This window comes from Pedobacter fastidiosus (assembly GCF_014306625.1).
Classification (GTDB): Bacteria; Bacteroidota; Bacteroidia; order Sphingobacteriales; family Sphingobacteriaceae; genus Pedobacter; species Pedobacter fastidiosus.
In genome coordinates this window covers 197,074-217,880 of the sequence record NZ_JACRYL010000010.1, presented here as the reverse complement: position 1 = coordinate 217,880, position 20,807 = coordinate 197,074, and the positions used below count along the sequence as shown (strand labels likewise).

The 20,807-nt window shown below is 35.2% G+C and carries 21 protein-coding genes and 1 pseudogene; 6 read left to right on the top strand and 16 right to left on the bottom strand.

Features of this window, described 5'->3' with window-relative positions; all coding sequences use genetic code 11:
- Nucleotides 1-446 precede the first annotated feature (446 nt).
- Nucleotides 447-3,113, bottom strand: a complete 2,667-nt coding sequence (locus tag H7U22_RS13135) for a valine--tRNA ligase (RefSeq protein ID WP_187071809.1) — start codon at nt 3,111-3,113, stop codon at nt 447-449.
- A gap of 569 nt (nt 3,114-3,682) precedes the next feature.
- On the opposite strand from H7U22_RS13135, the gene H7U22_RS13130 reads away from it, so the two are divergent.
- Entirely contained in the window at nt 3,683-3,892 is a 210-nt protein-coding gene (locus tag H7U22_RS13130; protein WP_187071808.1) for a DUF6434 domain-containing protein, read from the top strand.
- 31 nt (nt 3,893-3,923) lie between these two features.
- Here H7U22_RS13130 and H7U22_RS13125 read toward each other — a convergent pair whose 3' ends face one another.
- The 7 genes from H7U22_RS13125 to glmM form a co-directional block, all read right to left on the bottom strand.
- Entirely contained in the window at nt 3,924-4,928 is a 1,005-nt protein-coding gene (locus H7U22_RS13125; protein WP_187071807.1) for a cytochrome d ubiquinol oxidase subunit II, read from the bottom strand.
- Nucleotides 4,929-4,930: 2 nt separating this feature from the next.
- Entirely contained in the window at nt 4,931-6,262 is a 1,332-nt protein-coding gene (locus H7U22_RS13120; protein ID WP_187071806.1) for a cytochrome ubiquinol oxidase subunit I, read from the bottom strand.
- A 191-nt stretch (nt 6,263-6,453) separates the two neighbouring features.
- Nucleotides 6,454-7,353, bottom strand: a complete 900-nt coding sequence (locus H7U22_RS13115; protein ID WP_187071805.1) for an MBL fold metallo-hydrolase — start codon at nt 7,351-7,353, stop codon at nt 6,454-6,456.
- Between the two features lie 81 nt (nt 7,354-7,434).
- Nucleotides 7,435-7,638 carry a hypothetical protein gene (locus tag H7U22_RS13110; protein WP_187071804.1) on the bottom strand — a complete coding sequence of 68 codons (204 nt, stop codon included), beginning with the start codon at nt 7,636-7,638 and terminating at the stop codon, nt 7,435-7,437.
- Nucleotides 7,639-7,824: 186 nt separating this feature from the next.
- Entirely contained in the window at nt 7,825-8,028 is a 204-nt protein-coding gene (locus H7U22_RS13105) for a hypothetical protein (RefSeq protein ID WP_187071803.1), read from the bottom strand.
- A gap of 438 nt (nt 8,029-8,466) precedes the next feature.
- On the bottom strand, nt 8,467-9,615 hold the full coding sequence (locus H7U22_RS13100) for a cysteine desulfurase family protein (protein ID WP_187071802.1): 1,149 nt from the start codon (nt 9,613-9,615) through the stop codon (nt 8,467-8,469).
- A gap of 78 nt (nt 9,616-9,693) precedes the next feature.
- Nucleotides 9,694-11,082, bottom strand: coding sequence for a phosphoglucosamine mutase (glmM, locus tag H7U22_RS13095; RefSeq protein WP_187071801.1), 1,389 nt, complete (start codon nt 11,080-11,082; stop codon nt 9,694-9,696).
- Between the two features lie 335 nt (nt 11,083-11,417).
- Between glmM and H7U22_RS13090 the strand changes: the two genes are divergently transcribed.
- The 5 genes and pseudogenes from H7U22_RS13090 to H7U22_RS13075 all read left to right on the top strand — a co-directional run.
- Entirely contained in the window at nt 11,418-12,149 is a 732-nt protein-coding gene (locus tag H7U22_RS13090) for a class I SAM-dependent methyltransferase (protein ID WP_187071800.1), read from the top strand.
- Nucleotides 12,146-12,709 (top strand): phosphatase PAP2 family protein, encoded by a 564-nt coding sequence (locus tag H7U22_RS13085; protein ID WP_187071799.1) that lies wholly within the window; start codon nt 12,146-12,148, stop codon nt 12,707-12,709. The genes H7U22_RS13090 and H7U22_RS13085 overlap by 4 nt, the downstream gene beginning before the upstream one ends.
- Before the next feature lies 1 nt (nt 12,710).
- Nucleotides 12,711-13,430, top strand: coding sequence for a ZIP family metal transporter (locus H7U22_RS13080; RefSeq protein ID WP_187071798.1), 720 nt, complete (start codon nt 12,711-12,713; stop codon nt 13,428-13,430).
- Nucleotides 13,431-13,484: 54 nt separating this feature from the next.
- Nucleotides 13,485-13,619 (top strand): Uma2 family endonuclease, encoded by a 135-nt coding sequence (locus tag H7U22_RS22860; RefSeq protein ID WP_222621860.1) that lies wholly within the window; start codon nt 13,485-13,487, stop codon nt 13,617-13,619.
- 15 nt (nt 13,620-13,634) lie between these two features.
- A pseudogene (locus tag H7U22_RS13075) lies at nt 13,635-14,105 on the top strand (Uma2 family endonuclease); the annotation flags it as partial.
- Nucleotides 14,106-14,110: 5 nt separating this feature from the next.
- On the opposite strand, the gene H7U22_RS13070 reads toward H7U22_RS13075, so the two are convergent.
- The 8 genes from H7U22_RS13070 to H7U22_RS13035 all read right to left on the bottom strand — a co-directional run bounded on the left by H7U22_RS13070 (nt 14,111) and on the right by H7U22_RS13035 (nt 20,144).
- Nucleotides 14,111-14,254 carry a DUF5522 domain-containing protein gene (locus H7U22_RS13070; RefSeq protein WP_187071797.1) on the bottom strand — a complete coding sequence of 48 codons (144 nt, stop codon included), beginning with the start codon at nt 14,252-14,254 and terminating at the stop codon, nt 14,111-14,113.
- Nucleotides 14,255-14,353: 99 nt separating this feature from the next.
- Nucleotides 14,354-15,295 carry an exonuclease gene (locus tag H7U22_RS13065; protein ID WP_187071796.1) on the bottom strand — a complete coding sequence of 314 codons (942 nt, stop codon included), beginning with the start codon at nt 15,293-15,295 and terminating at the stop codon, nt 14,354-14,356.
- An 83-nt stretch (nt 15,296-15,378) separates the two neighbouring features.
- Nucleotides 15,379-15,993, bottom strand: a complete 615-nt coding sequence (coaE, locus tag H7U22_RS13060; protein WP_187071795.1) for a dephospho-CoA kinase — start codon at nt 15,991-15,993, stop codon at nt 15,379-15,381.
- Entirely contained in the window at nt 15,993-16,940 is a 948-nt protein-coding gene (locus H7U22_RS13055; protein ID WP_187071794.1) for a CdaR family protein, read from the bottom strand. The genes coaE and H7U22_RS13055 overlap by 1 nt, the downstream gene beginning before the upstream one ends.
- Nucleotides 16,941-17,148: 208 nt before the next feature.
- The gene (gene yajC / locus H7U22_RS13050) at nt 17,149-17,463 is read right to left on the bottom strand and encodes a preprotein translocase subunit YajC (protein ID WP_187071793.1); all 315 of its coding nucleotides are present in this window, start codon (nt 17,461-17,463) and stop codon (nt 17,149-17,151) included.
- Between the two features lie 87 nt (nt 17,464-17,550).
- On the bottom strand, nt 17,551-17,997 hold the full coding sequence (locus H7U22_RS13045; RefSeq protein ID WP_187071792.1) for a DUF1573 domain-containing protein: 447 nt from the start codon (nt 17,995-17,997) through the stop codon (nt 17,551-17,553).
- A gap of 59 nt (nt 17,998-18,056) precedes the next feature.
- On the bottom strand, nt 18,057-19,007 hold the full coding sequence (gene nusB, locus H7U22_RS13040; protein WP_187071791.1) for a transcription antitermination factor NusB: 951 nt from the start codon (nt 19,005-19,007) through the stop codon (nt 18,057-18,059).
- Nucleotides 19,008-19,055: 48 nt separating this feature from the next.
- Complete coding sequence (locus tag H7U22_RS13035) at nt 19,056-20,144, bottom strand: Glu/Leu/Phe/Val family dehydrogenase (protein WP_187071790.1); 1,089 nt, start codon at nt 20,142-20,144, stop codon at nt 19,056-19,058.
- Nucleotides 20,145-20,807 lie beyond the last annotated feature (663 nt).

Below are 20,807 nucleotides of genomic sequence, written 5' to 3'. Positions count from 1 at the left end.
TTGCAAAAACACCTCACCCTGTGAAAGCAAGAAGTTATTGCGGATTTAGTGCATCCCTATTCTTGAAGAGAGGGAAACGAAAGATTGTGGTTTGAACCAAGGTTTACAAACCTTGCTAACACACTAGCCATGCTGAATTTAGTTGAGCATCTTGATTGCAAAAACACCTCACCCTGTGAAAGCAAGAAGTTATTGCGGATTTAGTGCATCCCTCTCCTTGAAGAGAGGGAAATAAAGATTGTGGTTTGAGCCAAGGTTGAATGCAAAAACCGAAAATCCCTCTCTTCAAGGAGAGGGAGAGTACAACAATTGCCCAACTGCTAACATTAACAGAGTGAGGTAAAAAAACAAAAAGACCTTTAAAAAATTAATTTTAAAAGGCCTTTTTTTGAACCAAATATGACCGTTATGCAAGCCCTCCCCTCTGGGGAGGGTTGGGTGGGGCTTTATCCCAACATCGTTAAGCTTTCCTCAATAATCTTGATTTTGGCTTCAGCGTCAGCTTTTTTGTTACGCTCGTTGGCAATAATCTCCGGTTTTGCATTTTGCACGAAACGCTCATTACTTAATTTAGCATCAACAGATTTTAAGAAACCTTGCAAATAAACTAAATCAGCGTTTAAGCGAATTCGCTCCGCATCAGCATCAATATTTTCTGTTAATGGAATGAAAAACTCGTCTTTACCAGCCATGAAAGCCGTTGCGCCTACAATTTTATCATTTACGATTTCAGCTTCAGAAACATTAGCCAATTTGAAAACGATGTTCAACCATTTTTCATAATCGATATCAGAATTTACCTTTAAGCTTAAAGGTAAAGCCTCTTTTGGCGAAATTTGTTTCTGGTTACGAACATTTCTAATTTCGGCAATAACGGTTTTAATCACCTCAGCATCTTTCAATAATTTCTCATCAATTGCGCCACCTTTCGGGAATTCAGCTACTATACAACAATCCATTTCACCACGTTCAGCGAACAAATCATCATGCCATAATTCTTCCGTTAAGAAAGGCATATTCGGGTGCAATAACTTGATGATATTTTCAAAAAATGCAATGGTTGCTTGGTAACTTTCCGCATCAATTGGTTGTTGGTAAGCAGGCTTAACCATCTCCAAATACCAAGCACAGAAATCATCCCAAACCAGTTTATAGGTCGTCATTAAAGCTTCTGATAAACGGTATTGTTTAAAGTTAGCCTCAATCTCCACTAAAGATTCGTTGAACCGATTTTCAAACCAAGAAATGGCTTGCTTATTCGGGTTTTCTAAATTCTCGTCAACTTCCCAACCTTTAACCAAACGGAAAGCATTCCATATTTTATTTGAGAAGTTACGCCCTTGTTCACAGTAACTTTCATCGAACATTAAATCATTACCCGCTGGCGACGACATTAACATACCTACACGAACCGCATCAGCGCCATATTTTTCAATTAGTCCAATCGGATCAGGTGAATTGCCTAACGATTTAGACATTTTACGACCTAATTTATCGCGAACAATCCCTGTTAAGTAAACATTTGTAAATGGTTTTTTGCCCATAAACTCATGTCCGGCCATAATCATACGAGCCACCCAGAAAAATAAAATTTCAGGTGCTGTAACCAAATCGTTGGTTGGGTAATAGTAATTTATATCTTTATTATTTGGATCTTTAAAGCCATCGAAAACAGAGATCGGCCATAACCATGACGAGAACCAAGTATCCATTACATCTTCATCTTGCCTTAAAAAAGGTTCTAATTGATGTTTGAAACCAGCTTTTTCTGTATCCGAACAGTTTTCATCTAAATGTTTTTTCTTCCAGAATTCTTCTAAAGCCTCATCCTTAGTTTTGGCAACTACCCAATTTCCTTTATCATCGTACCAAGCTGGAATTTGCTGTCCCCACCAAAGCTGACGAGAAATGTTCCAATCGCGAACATTTTCCATCCAATGGCGGTAGGTATTTTCAAATTTATTTGGAATTAGATTTACTTCTCCATTCAAAACATCATCCAAAGCCGGTTGAGCCATTTCTTTCATCTTCACAAACCATTGCATAGAAAGTTTTGGTTCAATAGCTGCATCGGTACGTTCCGAGAAACCAACCTGCGATTTATAATCTTCAACCTTATCTAAATGACCAGCTTCTTCCAACATTTTGGCAATCTTTTTGCGGGCAACAAACCTGTCTTCGCCAACCAAAATAACAGCCAATTCGTTTAAAGTTCCATCATCGTTTAAGATATCCGTAACAGGCAAATTATGCTTAACACCCAACTCATAATCGTTCAAATCATGTGCGGGTGTAACTTTTAAGCAACCTGTACCAAATTCAATATCCACATATTCATCCTCGATAACAGGGATTTCATGGTTTACCAAAGGCACAAAAACTTTCTTGCCTTTTAGGTGCGTAAAACGTTCATCGTTCGGGTTGATGCAAATTGCAGCATCAGCCATAATCGTTTCCGGACGCGTTGTCGCAATCGTTAAAAACTGATCTTCAGTGCCCGAAATTAAATACTTTATGTAGTATAGTTTCTGATTTACTTCTTTACGAATTACTTCCTCATCAGAAACCGCAGTTTTACCAGCAGGATCCCAATTTACCATGCGGATTCCGCGATAAATCCATCCTTTCTTATATAAGTGAATAAATGAGTCGATAACGGCTGCCGAAAGATCTTCCTCCATTGTAAAACGGGTACGATCCCAATCGCAACTTGCACCCAATTTCTTCAATTGTTCTAAAATAATACCGCCGTATTTCTCTTTCCACTCCCAAGCGTATTTCAGAAACTCTTCACGAGAAAGGTCTTTTTTATTAATGCCTTGCTCCTTTAACATGGCCACAACTTTTGCTTCAGTCGCAATAGATGCATGATCTGTTCCAGGAACCCAACATGCATTTTTGCCCTGCATTCTGGCTTTACGAATCAAAACATCTTGAATCGTGTTGTTCAACATGTGCCCCATGTGCAAAACTCCAGTAACATTTGGTGGCGGAATTACGATGGTGTAAGGCTCACGCTCATCAGGTTCAGAATGGAAAAACTTTTTGTCTAACCAATAGCTGTACCATTTATCTTCGGTTTCTGCAGGATTGTAATGTGTGGAAATGCTCATGAAAAATTGTTATAAAAGCCCAAAAATAGCTAATTAAGCTGAAAGACTAAAGTGCAAAGCTAAAAGTTTGGCACAATACAATCCTCATCTTCCATAGAGGTGATTTAAAGGTGGGGTGTTTATTTTATTTCTGAAAAGCAAGGACGGCATTTTATTTCAATGTTAGTCCTGCTTTTCGTTGCAATCTTTTTGTGAATGTTAGTTTAAGGCTGTTAGATTGCTGCACCAAAAAGTATTTTCACTACAATCAGGTTTAGAAATACAAGTCTGTGGTTCTTTTGATTGTTTAGTCCTTATCAATTTCCGTATTTTGGCTAAAGCCAAAAGATTAATATATTAAACAGGCAGCTAAAGCAGCTTGCAATGAAATGTAAATAGCCTAAACAGTTCACATAATAGGCAAGAGTTCATTACCGTTGGTTTCAACCAACGGAGAAAAGATACCAAAATTGAAATGTAATAGCCTAAACAGTTCACATAATAGGCAAGAGTTCATTACCGTTGGTTTCAACCAACGGCTCAAAAGATAATAATCTTTATTAATCCAATTAAATTCTCCAAATTGGTGAATGGAAAAGTTTGATTGGCATTCTGAGCCTTTAACTGATGAAACAACAATTACCAAAACCTATAAAAACACTCAAAATGTTAGGCGGTATTTTCAATCTCATTTGGGAACAAAATGGAAAAATAATCGATTTTTTATGGCTTGGCTTAAAGATAATGAAGGGAAAACTTTAAAAGATGCAGTTGAGGAATTTAGGAAAAATCACATCTAAAGAATTTAAAATCATTTTTCCTGTAAAAAGCCTATTCCTCTTTCTTCTGAAATTTATAGAACAAATAACCAAGAAAAGGCAAAATTAATATGCTTCCTAAAAGCAAAGCCAAGCCTAAACTGTAAATTGTTTTCTCTGGACCAATACTTTCGAAAAGTGAAATGGTATCGCCATTTTTTAAGCGAATAAAATTCGGAAAGTGGGCATAACTAATGGCAAGCAAAATCATAGTTACTTGGAAACCAGCTAAAATTCGCAACACTTTTGTCTTGCCTTTTAATAGCAAATACCAAAGTAAAATAAGAGATAAACTCGCTAAGACAATCGCAATTATTCCTACATTATTTTTAAAAACCCAATCAAATAAAGGAATTTTATCAAGCTGTGCTGCAATGAAAACCATTGCACCAAATATTATTGCAGCAATATTCATATACTCGGCCTTTTTAATAAATCGACGCTTATCATGATTGTCTTCGGTTTCTCCTATAAGATAAATGGCTGCAAGGAAACCACAAAGTGCAACAGTAAACAAGCCAACAGAAATCGAAAACCAGTTTAACCAACTGTAAATATAGGCAGAGCGGAAATCTTTCGCATTTGGATCAATGTGACCTGAAATAACGCTCCCCGCTATAATCCCCAAAAATAAAGGTGTAATAAAGCTAGAATACCTAAAAATACGATTGTAAAGCCACTGCATATCGTCTTTAATGGCATCATAATGGCGAAAAACAAAAGCCGTTCCACGGGCAATAATTCCAATAAGCATAATTAAAAGTGGTATGTGCAAGTAAATCGACATGGTGGTGTAAATGTGCGGAAAACCAACAAACAAGATTACAATGGCAATGATAAGCCACATATGATTTGCTTCCCAAACTGGCCCGATGGCCTGATACATCGTTTTTCGAGTTCTACTTCTATTTTTTGTCGATGTAAAAAGTTCGATAATTCCTGCACCAAAATCGGCTCCGCCCAACAAGAAATAAAGCAGAATGCCCAAACATAAAAAGGTGATTACAACGTATTCCATAATTATTGATTTGGGATTTTCGAAGCTGGTTTATTATACAATACAGGAACCATTTTAATTTGTCGGTACAATAAAAAAGTCACCACTAAACTAAGCGACACATAAATTGCACTAAAAATATAAAATGAGTAAGCGATGCCGGGCATTGGCGTAACGGCATCTTTTGTGCGCATTATGCCATAAATTATCCAAGGTTGCCGGCCAACTTCTGTAACTACCCAACCAGCTTCTAAGGCGATATACCCTAATGGAATGGCAAAGACAAACAACTTAAGTATCCAACGTTTTTCTGTTAAAGGTTTCCTTTTAAAGAGTGTAAAAAAATAAATTAATGCAACAAATAAAAGCAGTGTTCCTATTCCTACCATAATTTGAAAGGCGTAATGCGTTATCGCAACAGGTGGATGTTGATCTTCAGGGATTTGATCCAGCCCTTTAACTTCAGATTTAAAATCTCCATGAGCAAGAAAACTCAGCGCTCCTGGAATTTCAATGGCCATTTTAACTGTCTTATCTTTCTCATTTACAATTCCGCCGATTAGCAAAGGTGCAGGCTTTTGGGTTTTATAAAGTGCTTCCATAGCGGCAAGTTTTGCAGGCTGTCTTTTAGCGACATCCTTTGCAGAAATATCACCACTTAAAGGTTGCAACAAAGCACCAATACAGGCAAAAATAGCGGCTATTTTAAAGGCCTTTAAATGGAAATCCTTATTCGAATTTCTTAAAATCATTAGTGCGTGAACGCCAGCTACCGCAAAGCCTGTGGCAGTGAAAGCAGCCAGGCACATATGTAGTGCTTGAGAAAACCATGCCTTATTGAGCATGGCCTGAATAGGATCGATATTAAGATATTTTCCACCAACAAAATCAAAACCCGCCGGACTATTCATCCAAGAGTTTGCTGCAACGACCAAAATTCCTGAAGCTAATCCACTAACACCTACAACCATTCCTGTAAACCAATGAAACCACTTATTTAGCTTATCCCACCCATATAGAAAGAAACCCAGAGCGATTGCCTCGATGAAGAAAGCAGTTCCTTCTAAGGAAAAAGGCATTCCAAAAATTGGACCAGCGTGTTCCATAAATTTTGGCCAGAGCAACCCTAATTCGAAAGATAACATTGTACCAGAAACAGCACCAGTGGCAAAGAATATCGCCACCCCTTTACTCCAAGCTTTTGTTACATTTCTATAAGCCTCATCATTCGTTTTAAGCCATTTATAGTGAGATACCGCCATAAAAAACGGCATGACCATACCAATGCAAGAAAAAATAATGTGGAAGCCGAGTGATAAGGCCATTTGGGAGCGGGCTGCGAGAAAATCATCCATATCTGATGCGGATTAGGTATGGAGCAAATATAGTTGATAATGCTTTAGCAATAAGCGATTTGACATTTACTTGTCTATTTATTTTAAATATAGAATGTTTATAAATTGAAAAAAGATTTGGAAATAATTGGGCATAAAAAAACCACAGCTTTAAGATTTTACAAGCTGTGGTTTAAAGCATTTTTAGAAGTTTATACTCCCTTCAAATCGTCATAAGCTGCAGTTAAACTTCTTTGAATCCCATCACCTTTCCATTCTGGCGCTCCAGGAATTTCTGTTGCTTTTAAAATATCTTCCTTGGTTTTACCCAACTTAATTTCGCCACCAACAAAAGTCATTAAGCTTTTTAAATAATTTTGATAAGCTTTAACATCTGCTTTATTTCCGGTTATTTTTTCTGGATCTAAGCTATGTCCCCAAATGAATTGGGTATCATTATCAAACTGACTCGTAATTTTATCTAATGCGGTAATCCAGTTTCCAATATGTGCACCATTTTCTCTATCGATATAAGGAAATCTTCGATTGAACACTAAATCGCCTACATGCACAATATTCGCATTTTCGAAATGATAAACAGCATCTCCGTTTGTATGACCAGAACCATAGTAATATGCACTGATTTTTTCGTCGCCAACGGGTGCTTTCCATCCAGTTCCAAAAGTGGTATCTGGCAATAACTGTTGATCTAAATTATTGGCTTTTTCTGCAGCTTTCTTTTGGTTCACCAATGAATTTTGATGCGCTACAACTTTCTCTGCCAAGCCTTTAAAAGCAATATTACCTGCTGTATGATCTCCGTGATGATGTGTATTAATTAAATATTTGAATGGTTTTTCATTGAGTTTTTTCAACTCTTCGATAACATGCGGTGCTGAAGTTGGGAATTGAGCATCTATAACAGCAAAACCACTTGAAGAATTTAACCAACCAATGGTTCCACCTTGTTCGGTAAATATTCCAACGTTATTTCGCAAGGGCTTAAAGTTATAAGCTCTAAGCAGATTTTGTTGCGCAAAAACATCTGTTTTATATATTGAAAGCAAAGCCATTGCCAATGCTGAATTCTTAATAAAATTTCTTCTTTCCATTTTGAGATTAATCTAAAAAAACCACAGCTATTGCCGTGGTTTAAATTTAATAATTTTTGCTCGTAAAAGTTAATTGTATAATTAAATTCCTGAGCCTGGAGTTGTTCCCGGTTCATGACCTGGCCCGAATGAATTATTCTTGCGATCTTTATCCTTGTTGAAAAGATTTGTGGTAACCTTTGATGATTTATTTTCATCTAGCGTTCTATCCTCTTTAACATCTTCTGCTGTTTTATCTAGTAAGTCGTTCTCAACAACTTTTCCTTTTTCTTTATTGGTTTCCATAGTGATTACAAATTGATGTACTTATGGAACACCTGAGAAATAATATTGTTTTTGTTAGTCGTTTTAAGAATGTTTTTGATTAAATCTATTCCTTATATTTCCCAATATCCTAGCATCTAGCTTGGACATACCAATTTCATACTTGGTTAATGATTGATCAACCAAATGAAGCGCTATTAATTTAATTTACAACATTGCTCCTGGCAATTTTCCTAAATCGTGAATATTCCCAAAAGAATGAAATTTCCTTTTGTGCACTTTGTTAAAATGACTTGAAGACTCGATTGAGAAAGATGTCAGTATAAAATTGAAGACGTGTTTCTTAGCTGGATTTAACTTTTCTTGCTCAGCATTGTGCTCTGAGTTTTGGTTAACTTGATCATTTTCCATAACGATAAAATTTATTGAAAACCTGAGGGGCTTTCATGGTTAAATAAAATTTAAAGCGAATGTTTAATTAATCTGATCTTCAGATTATTTAAAAACAATATCAAAAATAAATTTGCTTAACCTTATACGTTTGGGGTGTATGATAAGGTTTCGTTTAGGATCTACAAATAATAGCAATAATTAACTGCCTTTGTCTTAATTAAATATAAGGTTTAATTTTGAGGTTTGCAAATTAAAATCGTTGATTGAAGTCACCAGCAATAAAACGCGATTAAGCTAACAATTTGGTGGGAATAAAAATGCAAGTGCCCTAAACTATTGCTATTGAAATCATTGCCGTCTTGCTTCAGCAGACGAATTGAAAGTTTGATCAAAAAATTTTGGTCAAAAAAAAGTCTCGATTTGCATCGAGACTCTCCTATTTGGTTAATGAATATTTTAAGCTAAAGCATTTTGCTTAACAACCATTTTTACTTTTTCTATTACGTAATCCAATTCTTCTTTAGTGGTATATTTACTAAAAGAAAAACGAACAGAAGGACGATTAGGATCAGCCTTAATTCCGTTTAAAACATGCGAACCGATATTCGAACCCGAAGAACAAGCACTTCCACCAGAAGCGCAAATGCCATTAATATCCAAGTTAAACAACAGCATATCGGCCATATCCATTTCAGGGAAAGAAACATTTAGCACTGTGTAAAGACTTTTATCAGCATCTGTTTCGCCATTAAAAGCAATCCCCGGAACTTCAGCAATTAATTGCTCCTTTAAATAATCTTTTAAATTTTGAATATGATTTTGGTGTTGTTCCATTTCGGAGTAAGCAATTTCTAACGCTTTTGCCAAACCAACAATACCGTAAACATTTTCGGTCCCGCCACGCATATTGCGCTCTTGTGCACCACCATAAATCATCGGTGGGATTTTGATATTGCTATTTACAAATAAAAAGCCAACACCCTTTGGACCATGAAGCTTATGTGCAGCGCAAACAATAAAATGTGCTTTAAGTTCGCGAACGTTATGCGGATAATGCCCCATGGTTTGAACAGTATCTGCATGATAAATTGCATCGTATTTTTCGCAAATTTCACCAACTTTTATCATGTCGGTCAAAGTTCCCAACTCATTGTTGGCATGCATTAAAGACACAAAACTACGCTCATTATTTTGCAAAAGTTCCTCTAAATGAGCTAAATCTACATTCCCTTTTTCATCGATATTAACGAAACTCAGTTTATCAATTTCTCCATTTTTAAGCATCATATTCAGCGTTTGCTCCACTGCATGATGCTCAATTTTTGAGGTAATTGCATGTTTTATACCGTAAGCCGAAATTCCACAACGAATGGCGGTATTATCTGCTTCAGTACCACCAGATGTAAAAAATATTTCGGATGGAGATGCATTTAGTAAGCTTGCAACAGTTTTTCGAGCCTTTTCTACCAACGTTCTAACCTCACGACCAAGCGCATGAATGGCAGATGGATTACCAAAATAGTTTTCCATTACATTCGTCATCTCGGCAATTACTGCTGGATCTAAAGGTGTTGTTGCTGCATTATCTAAATAAACCCTTTTCATTTTATGAATAATTGAAAGTTAGCATATTGTTAAATCGAAATATCAAAAGGAAATAATCTTGATCCGTAAACTCAAGTATTAATTAAGCTTCAATATTTCTTTAATATCAGAAATGATTTTGTTTGCCAAACTTTCGGCAACAGTTTCATTTTCTGCTTCACTGTATATACGAATAATAGGCTCGGTATTAGAACGGCGTAAATGCACCCATGTTTTATCGAACTCGATTTTTAAACCATCTATTGTACTATAAGGCTGGTTTTTATATTTCTCTTCTACCTGCTTCAACAAATTATCAATATCCATTTCTGCAGTAAGCGTAATTTTATTTTTCGAAATGTAATATGCCGGATAGCTACTTCTTAAAAGAGAAATAGATTTACCAAATTTAGCTAAATGTGTCAAAAACAAAGCAATCCCAACCAGTGCATCTCTACCGTAATGAGATTCTGGATAGATAATTCCGCCGTTTCCCTCACCACCAATAATTGCATTGGTTTCTTTCATTTTATTTACCACATTCACTTCACCAACTGCTGAGGCATTATATTCTGATCCCGATTTCTCGGTAACATCGCGTAAAGCTCTTGTAGAAGATAGGTTTGAAACCGTATTACCTGGTGTATTTTTCAATACATAATCGGCAACGGCTACTAAAGTGTATTCTTCGCCAAACATGCTCCCGTCCTCATTTACAAAACACAAACGATCTACATCAGGATCAACCACAATACCTAAATCGGCATTTTGCTTTTGAACTTCTTTGGAAATTGCTGTTAAATTTTCTGGAAGTGGTTCTGGGTTATGTGGAAAATGCCCATCAGGTGTACAAAACAATTCAGTAACTCTAGTAACGCCTAAAGCTTTTAATAATGCGGGAATAAAAATGCCTCCTGTAGAATTAACGCAATCTATTACAACTTTAAAATCAGCATTTTTAATGGCTTCAACATCAACTAAAGGCAATGCTAAAACTTTATCAATATGCTTTTGAAGATAAGTATCATTCTTAATTACCTTTCCTAATTTATCAACTTCAGCAAACTCAAAATTTGCACTTTCGGCCAATTCTAAAACTTCAATACCATCGGCATCGCTGATAAATTCTCCTTTATCGTTTAAAAGCTTAAGCGCATTCCATTGTTTTGGATTGTGGCTCGCTGTTAAAATAATCCCACCACCAGCGTTTTCATCTGGCACAGCAATTTCTACTGTTGGAGTAGTAGATAAGCCTAAATCAATTACCTCAATCCCTAATCCTTGTAAAGTGCCAATAACTAAATTATTAACCATTTCGCCAGAAATACGGGCATCGCGACCTAAAACGATTCTTTTATTATTTGTTTTTTGAACTACCCAGCTACCGAAAGCAGCTGTAAATTTTACTATATCAAAAGGTGTTAAACCATCTCCAGCTTTTCCGCCTATGGTTCCTCTTATTCCAGAAATCGATTTTATTAAAGTCACTGTGTGTATTTTATTTTGAGGCTCAAAAATAAGAAAAAAAACAAGATAGCAGCTATTTTGAACGGAACGCACAACTTAATTTACATTGTTTTTATATCTATTTATACGATGTATTTAATAGAAATTAGTTCAATCATTTAAATCAAACGTGTGATTTGTTTTTTATTTTTTTCAATGATTTTAAGTAAAATATTAAAATGAATTTCTAAACTGATCAATCTAACGCTCTGTCATCTTAATCTTTATGCAATAATGTTGCATAAAAAACAATCAAAACTTTACTAGCAGTTACAAAACCTTATATTTGTGCCTTTCTAAAATAAAAACGGCTTTATATGCAGCGCAAATGGTTTCAATATTGGTTTAACTCGCCATATTATCATATTCTTTATCAACAACGAAATGATGCAGAAGCCGAATTTTTTATAGATAAACTCACTGATTTTCTTCAACCTAAAACCGATTCCAAAATGCTCGACATTGCATGCGGAAAAGGAAGGCATTCTATTTATCTGAATAAAAAGGGTTTTGATGTTACAGGAATTGATTTATCAGCGCAGAGCATAAAATATGCAAAGCAGTTCGAAAATGATAAACTCCATTTTTTGGTGCATGATATGCGCAGATTATTTTACATAAACTACTTCGATATTGCACTTAATCTTTTTACAAGCTTTGGTTATTTTGATACGGAGAAAGATCATGTTAATGCTTTAAAAACCTTTAGAAAGTGTTTAAATGCCGATGGAATTTTAGTTATCGATTACTTTAACACCGAAAAAATTGTGCGCAACTTAAACTCTTGCGAAACCAAATCATTAGATGGAATTACTTTCAATATTACCAAAAATGTTATTGATGGGAAAATTATCAAAAAGATAAATTTTGAGGATAAACATAAGATTTACAATTTTGAAGAACGGGTTCAAGCTTTTAGTTTAGAAGATTTCACAAGAATGATTACAAAAGCTGGGATGGTAATCCAAAACACTTTTGGTAGTTATTCGCTCGATGATTTTGATGAATCAAGCTCGGACCGCTTAATTTTAATTTGCAAAAAAGCATGATAGAAAGCATACAGCAATTTGATGTTGAACTGTTTTTGAAAATCAATCGAGGTCTTTCAAACGGATTTTTCGATTGGTTAATGCCTTTAATGCGCAACCGTTTTTTTTGGTCGCCCCTTTATTTATTTATTGTTGTTTTTTGTATTGTGCAATATAAAAAACAAGGCTGCTACATTATTGGAATGGTGCTTTTTACATTTGCCTTGGGCGATTTAGTTGCATCGCGCTTAATAAAACCATTTGTAAGCAGAGTACGCCCCTGTAATGATTTAAGTTTAGCGAACGATATTATTCACCGGGTTCCTTGCGGAAGCGGTTTAAGTTTTCCATCTGCACATGCAACCAATCATTTTGCTATCGCCGTATTTTTGATCTGTATTTTTTACAGCAGATGGAAGCCTATTTTACCAATCGGATTATTTTGGGCTGCAATTATAAGCTTTGCACAAGTTTATGTTGGTGTTCATTACCCTATTGATGTTACTGTGGGCGCTTTATTAGGCACAACAATCGGCCTTATTACATCCCGAATTTTTAAAACCTTACAACCAGAATTTTAATATGGAAGCTTGGAAATTTTGCGTACTCTTTTTCTGTGCTTTTTTAGGTGGCTCTGCTATATTTTTAGTTAAAAGCGATAAATCTAAACTCTTAAAGCTTATTTTATCTTTTAGTGGTGCTTATCTTTTTGCCATCACTGTCCTTCATTTAATTCCCGATGCTTACAGTGGGTCTGATAGCCACGAAATTGGCATCTTTATCCTAATCGGTTTTTTATTACAGATTTTTTTAGAACAGTTTTCTGAAGGAGTTGAGCATGGACATATTCACAAGCATCAAGATGGTCAGATTTTTCCTTATGGAATTATGATCAGTTTATGTTTACATGCGTTTTTAGAGGGAATGCCTCTTGCCAAAGATCAGCACAACGAACTCATTTTTGGAATTGCATTACACCACATTCCAGCCGCATTTGCGTTGGCCAGTATTTTAATGCAAAACCATTTCAAAAAAGGAAGTATTTTAATGTATCTAATCCTTTTTGCTGTAATGGCTCCTCTTGGTTTTTATGTTAGCATTGGTTTAAGCAATGGGACCATTGGAGGAGTTGATGCTTATTTTAATAAGATAATGGGTATTGTAATTGGTATTTTCTTACACATCTCTACAACAATTTTATTCGAATCAAGTGCCGATCATAAAATAAATACCCGTAAAATGATTGCTGTTTTATTGGGCATTGGCGTAGCGTTAATTGGTTTTTTTACCGGAGGACATTAGCAATTCCAAATTCAATTGTGATTGTTAACTCATAAATTTTCATTAGATTAGAACATGGATGAGATTATTAATGAACCTGCCGTAGAGTATCAGAAAAGACATTTCACTATTGAAGAATATCTCGAAATGGAAAATGCATCGTTAGAAAAGCATGAATATTTTCAGGGCGAGATATTTGCGATGGCTTGAGCTGGTAATAATCACAATGAAATTTTCAGTAACTTATTTTTAGAAATTGGAAATAGCCTTAAAGGAAGACCTTGTAGGCCTTACGGAAGCGATAAGCGGATGAACATTCCAGAAAACACTTTGTTCACTTATCCTGATATTTCTATTTATTGCAACGAAATTAAACATTTAGAAGAGGATGAAAATACTGCTTTGTTGCCAACCGTAATCATCGAAATCCTTTCACCTTCTACAAAAATTTACGATAGAGGAAATAAGTTTAAGCTTTATAGAGACATACCATCCTTGAAAGAATATATTTTAATTGATTCAGAATCTATTTCAGTGGAAGCTTTTTATGTTAATGAAAAGCAAAATTGGGAGTTGAAAGAATCCAGAGCAATTAGCGATGCGCTAACCTTCGTATCATTAGGCTTCAAAATTCAACTGGAAGATATTTATTATCGCGTGAAGTTGGAATCAAAAACAGTTGCTCCCACAAAATAAGGATACTAATTCTTTTCCTTTTTCTTTCCATAACCCCACGGACAATGCTTGCATTTATTTTTGCAACAGTAGCCACGTTTTAAATGGTAGGCTTCAGTAAAAACCATAAAACCATCTTCATTAATATAAAAGTCTTCGCCCTCTTTCATCTAAAATGAGTGAATTTTGAATTATTGAATGAGTGAATTTAAAAACGAATAAAAGACCGCCATATTTTGAAAATTCTTAAATCCCTTTAATCCTGCTCCTTAATTAAGGATTTTAACCTCTAATTTACCTCCAAAATATTCCTTCAATTGTCGCCCATCACCATGTAAAGTCCATACTTGGCTTGGCTCTACCTTTTCTATTGTTTCTAAAATAGCATCCCAATCTGCATGATCGGAAATGTAAAGGGAAATTCCGTTTTGTTGCTGTAAATTTTCCCAACCAGAGGCAAAAGCTCTAACCACATTAATTGCTTTATGGTAACTATGAAAAACCATCGGCGGAACAATATAAACCTGATTTTCGAGATTATTCTTCATCACTTTTCTATCGTACATTTTATAAGCACCTACATTTATCCCATAATCTTCATAAATTTTTATAAAGGGCATAATACTAAAGTGAACCATTATGTTTCTGGTTGGGCAATGCTCGTTGATCAGCTGAATTATCCGTTGACTTTTTCCTAAAGCATAAGAACCAAGCATAATATTAGCCGTGGTCGCGTTAAGTTTTTTAATTTCCTCAGCAGGATCTGGATGTTTGGTTTCAGGCTTGGCAAAAGTACTTTCTGTGATCAAAACATCGGCCTTTACAAACTCAAAAGGCTCACACGTTGGATCTGGTTCTATTTTATAATCTCCAGTATAAAGATATTTCGTTCCTTGATATTCCATCATTACTTGGGCAGAACCAAGAATATGTCCGGCAGGATAAAATGAAATGATTACCTCTTTAATTTTAAAGGTTTGATGATATTCCTTCAGATGAAAATCTACCGCTGCAAATTTGCGGTAACGATGTTTCATAAACGTTGCAGTAGGTTTTGTACAATAAACATTAGCACTTCCACCAATCGCGTGATCGCCATGTGCATGAGAAACAACAGCCTCCTGAACGGGTTGTTGTGGATCTAGATAAAAATCGCCGTAAACACAATACAATCCTGTTGGCGTAATGGTAATAAAATCGTCTAGAATCATAACGAGGATTTATAAAATTTAAGGATAAGGCTAGATTCTAAAGGATTTGGCATATTTTTTAGAAAAAATTGTTTAAATTATGATTATTGAGGAAGTTTCAAATTAATTGCTGTGTTCAAAAACACTTTATGCAATGCTAAAACTTGCTCTATAATGGAGTGTTCTTCATCGTTGACGATAAAATGATTGGCCATTTTTATTTTTTCCTCATCCGATAGTTGCTTATCCATTCTGGCTTTAACCTGCTCTGCAGAAACGCCATCTCTTGCCACTACTCTATCCAATTTAATTTGTAGTGGAGCAGTAACAAGAATTGTAGTATCAACCATTTTGTAAGATTCACTTTCGAAAAGTAATGCAGCTTCTTTTAAAGTATAAGGAACCTCGGCAGAAATTTGTACTTCCCATAAATCGAAAGCTCTAAAAACTGCAGGATGAACAAGTGCATTTAGTTTGGCTAACTCCGCTTCATTATTAAACACAATGCTTGCTATGTGCTTATTATTCAGTTTCCCATCTTCAAAATAGCTTTCTTTACCAAAGGTAGTTTTAATCCCTTCAATTAGGAGCTCATCTCGAACCATAATTTCTTTAGCTACTGTATCTGCGTAAAAAACAGGAATACCCAAAACTTCGAATACTTTGCAAACAGTTGTTTTACCGCTCCCTATACCACCTGTTATCCCTACTTTGTACATTATTTTTCTACGATGAAATCTATTTTTGAAGGATAAATACTAATCAGTTTACAGTAATCTGGAAACTCGGTTATTTTAATGGTAAGTTGATTGTGATGTAAACTCTGCCATTCATCAGCATCTACGGTAGCCGTTATAAACCCTTCATCAACCTGATCATAATTGCTTAAAGCCACCAAAAAAGTAACCTTAACTTTTTTGGGATAAAGTTTTATGCTGTTGTAATTTCTATTATTGATAATCTTCAGTGGCACTTCTATTGTTTTCTCCGTGAACTCATCAACAGGCAATTTAACTTCTACCGAAGATGGGAAAATACTTACATTTTTATGTGTACTGTGTTGCATCCAAACCCTCGCCTTTGCGCTGCTTTGAACATTTTTAAGCTTTAAGGTATCGGTAGACCATGAATTTATTTTCTCCAATTCCTCAATCGGTCCGGTAACCGTTACAAATTTTGGATTCAAAAGAATCTCGCTTGAAACGCCATACTGTTTTGCAAAATCTACCTTTTGAATCAATTTAATTGGAACACGCTTAACTGTTCTTTTGGTAAAGTCGAAATATAAGGTATCTGGCTTAACCGAAATAACCTTTTGAGAGCTTTCCAACTGCTTATTTACATTATAAAGCTGATCTGAAAAAACAACAAATTCCTTGGTATTGAGTTGATTTAAGCTAACGGCAATAGATTGAGGACTAATTCTTAATCTGGCAAAAAGCAACTGCCAGCCCGTTCCTTCAACCTGCAAATCAACCGTATCAGATTGTAATGGATGAAAAGCTCTTTTCTGGGGGAAGTTTTTATAAATTAAAACCGTTTTAGCCGTGTACACATATTTATTATTAAGCGCCATAAAAAGCCATGCAGCTACAGCCAGCACCAAACAGGCCAGCAGACTTAAAACACGTCTTTTCTCTATTTTGGTTAACTTAATAAAGGGCATAATAAAAGTAAAATGGGCAATGTGAATGAGTGATCATTCCATCACAACAATATAGCCAAATGTACAAAACTAAACAGGCACTCTAAAACAAATACAATTAATGATTAATTACAAAATCCATTTATAAATTTTTGCTCTAGATTGGCATTCGTATAAAACAAGAAAAGCTACTCAGTTGAGTAGCTTTTAACTTATAATTTCTTTAAAACTAAGCTTTAGGAGCTACTGCTTTTGTAGCATCCAAAGAAACTGCTGATTTATCAAAACGAATTTTAGCACCACTTTCAATTTCGATTAAGAAAGTCGTTTCGTTTAAATCCACAATTTTGCCATGAATACCTGCAGTGGTAATTATTTTATCTCCTTTACCTAATTCTGCCACTAATTTTTTGTGATCTTTTGCTTTTTTAACTTGCGGGCGAATCATGAAAAAGTAGAAAACTACCATGATTAATACCATTGGCACCACTGTGCTCAACATATTACTACCACCTGCTGCTTGTAAAATTACTGTTGATATCATTTCTTATTTATTTGTTTATTTGTGAATAGTTGATGATTTATATTTATAGTCAGCCTGACTAACTTCCATTAAAATCAACCAAATTAATTATTTTGCAAGCACCTCGCCTACCAAATGTACTTTACTTACTGTAGGATTTGCATTTGAAGTTATTGTAACTATTTTATCTTGCATATCCATTTTTCCTGTGCTATTAAAAACAACTTTAATTGAGCCTTCTTTACCTGGTAAAATTGGCTCTCCCGGAACTTGAGGAACGGTACAGCCACAAGTCGCTGTTGCGTTCGAAACAATTAATGGACTTTTACCCGTGTTTTTAAATTTGAAATCGTGCTGAACCAATTCTCCTTGTTTAATTTTTCCGAAATCGAAAATATCGCGTTCGAAAGTCATTATTGGGGCATTTGGTGAAGCAATTTTGCTCGTCGTATCATTTCCTACCGAAACAGTAGATGCTGTTGGGTTACTTGTATTCGCATTGCGACAAGCAACAAATGATAATGAAGCAAGAGCTAGGATGAATATTTTTTTCATGATTATTTAATTTTGAAAAGTATATTACTGTGTTTTCGCACAATTACATAAAACTTTTTTTATTCTTCAATTAACCCGCGACCAATTTTTTTAATGGTATTGGTTTTCTTAAGATCGCCTAAAATTTTGTCCAAAATACCGTTTATAAACGAGTTACTTTTCGGTGTACTGTAATCTTTTGATAACTCGAGATACTCGTTAATGGTAACTTTAACCGGAATAGATGGGAAGTTAAGCAGTTCGCAAATTGCCATTTTCATCAAAATAGTATCCATTAAAGCAATCCTTTCAGATTCCCAATTTTTAGTTCTTTCCGCAATCATTTCTTGATACTTCGCATCATTTTGCAGAGTATAAACGAACAAATCCTGTACAAATTTACTATCCTCAATCCAATCTGCACTAATTTCAGTTAGCTTATTTTTGAAAGGATCGTCTGATGTAAAGTTTTTAAGCGTTTTAGCAACCATGCCTTTCATCACTTCGTGATCTACTTGCCAGTTGATAAATTTCTCTTCAAAAACCTGAATAATGGCTTGATTTTTTAGGATGATTTTTCTGAAAATATATTTGATAATATCTTTAGATGATTCTAAACTTTCGTTTGGATCTGCAAGATATTCAGCATATTCTTTTGATGATTTTAAAGAATTGTAAACTGTTTTACGGATTTCTGGATCGAAACCCCAATCTATGCTGTACTTTTTAATCGCCGATACATACTCGGGATTTTGCTGCATTAATACACTAAACTTGTTGTGCAATAATTTTAAGTTAGGATTTAAATCCTCTGCTGTTTTAATGTGCTTGTTTGCACGCTCTGCAGCATCATTTGCAGTAAATTCGGTAACTTCTACCATTAAAGATAGCATCCAGATGTACATTTCGTACACACTATCGATGCTCTGCATTAAGGTTTTTAAATCACCTTTAATGTCTTTTTTGTCTGCCATTTGCCAAGCAAAAATATTTTGCAAAGCTTTGATCCTTAAGTGCCTTCTATTTAACATGAATGTAAGAACGAGTGCGGTTTTTTAAAACCTGTTTTAATAATTGATTTAATATGACGATTTAATTTTTTTAACATCTGCAATCCGTTTTTCAGCAATTCGGTTTGCAGCAATATTTGTTGGTATATGATCTGTTTTACTCAGTTTAATTACATTACGAGTGGCATCGTAAATGTTTTCCGTTAACTGCACGGTACGTTTTTTTCCGAAACCGGTTAATTCTGAGTAGCATGAAATTAATCCGCCTGCGTTGATTAAATAATCTGGTGCAAATAAAATTCCTTTTTTCAGCAATAACTCACTATCAGCAACCTCATCTTTTAATTGATTATTTGCTGAACCTGCAATAATTGCAAATTTCATTTTCTCAATTGTTTTGCTATTAACTGTAGCGCCCATTGCACACGGTGCATAAACATCTGCATCGATACCGAAAATTTTATCTGCCTCGATTGTTTTTGCTTTATACTTGCGAGCAACGTACGTTAATTGTTCTTGGTTGATATCGCTGATCAATACTTCTGCGTTTTCCTTTCTCAACAAAGCCACTAAGTGTTCGCCTACATTGCCAATTCCCTGCACCAAAATAGTTCTTCCAGCAAGCATATCAGTACCGAAAACTTCTTTAACGCTTGCTTTAATTCCCAAATAAACACCTTGCGCAGTAAATGGAGCCGGATTGCCTGCTCCACCGATAGATTCTGGTACACCTGTAACATGGTTGGTTTCCATTCGGATATATTCCATATCGCGAGTATTGGTTCCCATCTCTTCTGCGGTAATAAATTCGCCATTTAGGTTTTTAATAAACCTGCCATAGCTGCGCATTAAAGTTTCAGTTTTGTCTTTTCTAGAATCGCCGATGATTACGCCTTTACCACCACCCAAATTTAACCCGGTAATGGCAGCTTTGTAAGTCATACCTCTCGATAAACGTAAAGCATCTTGCAAAGCTTCACCTTCTGTAGCGTAACTCCACATGCGGGTTCCGCCCAAAGCAGGACCTAATGTGGTATCGTGAATAGCAATAATTGCTTTTAAACCAGTGTCAGGATCATTACAAAAAACCAATTTTTTATGCCCGTAAGCACTTAATTGATCTAAAATTGAAATATCTGACGAAGAATTTGCTGGCATGTTGGTATGTACGGCTAACTTGTCGCAAAATTAAAATAAAAAACCGTTAATACATGAATTTAACTAAACAATAACAAAATTAATTCTATTGGTGTAATGACAGCAAAGAATGCAATCAATATTTCAATGCTTAATTTTGAAAAGCAGGCTCCAGCTTCCATCGGTTTAGATAGCCCCATGCCATAGGCACACCTTGGAGTTATTCGCTTTTACCTAATCGAAGAAACATCGGGTTTCGTGCTCGCTCCTACCATGTTTATTTTATTTTCGTTGGCCATGCTCTCGTATACCTGATAAATATCTAAAATACCAAAATAGTTGTTGATGCTCAATTCAAAGCTTTGACAAAGTCATTTCTAAAGTGCTATTAAATTTGTCAAAACTATTTTTTAGCTTCACAAACCTCTGTAAATAAACCTGATAGAAATAGAAAGCCCGATTTTTCATCGGCTTGAAATGGATAGGGGGGCTACAATTGCGATGAAATACCGAACCATTCGTTTCCAAAAAAAACCTAAAATTAAGGGATAGAATAAGATTTGAAAAATTCATTTTCAAAGCGCTATTAAATTTGTCAAAGCTGAAACGAATGTCATTAATTGTCAAAACTTATTTTCCGCTTTACAAACCTCTGTAAATAAACCAGATAGAAATGGAAAGCCC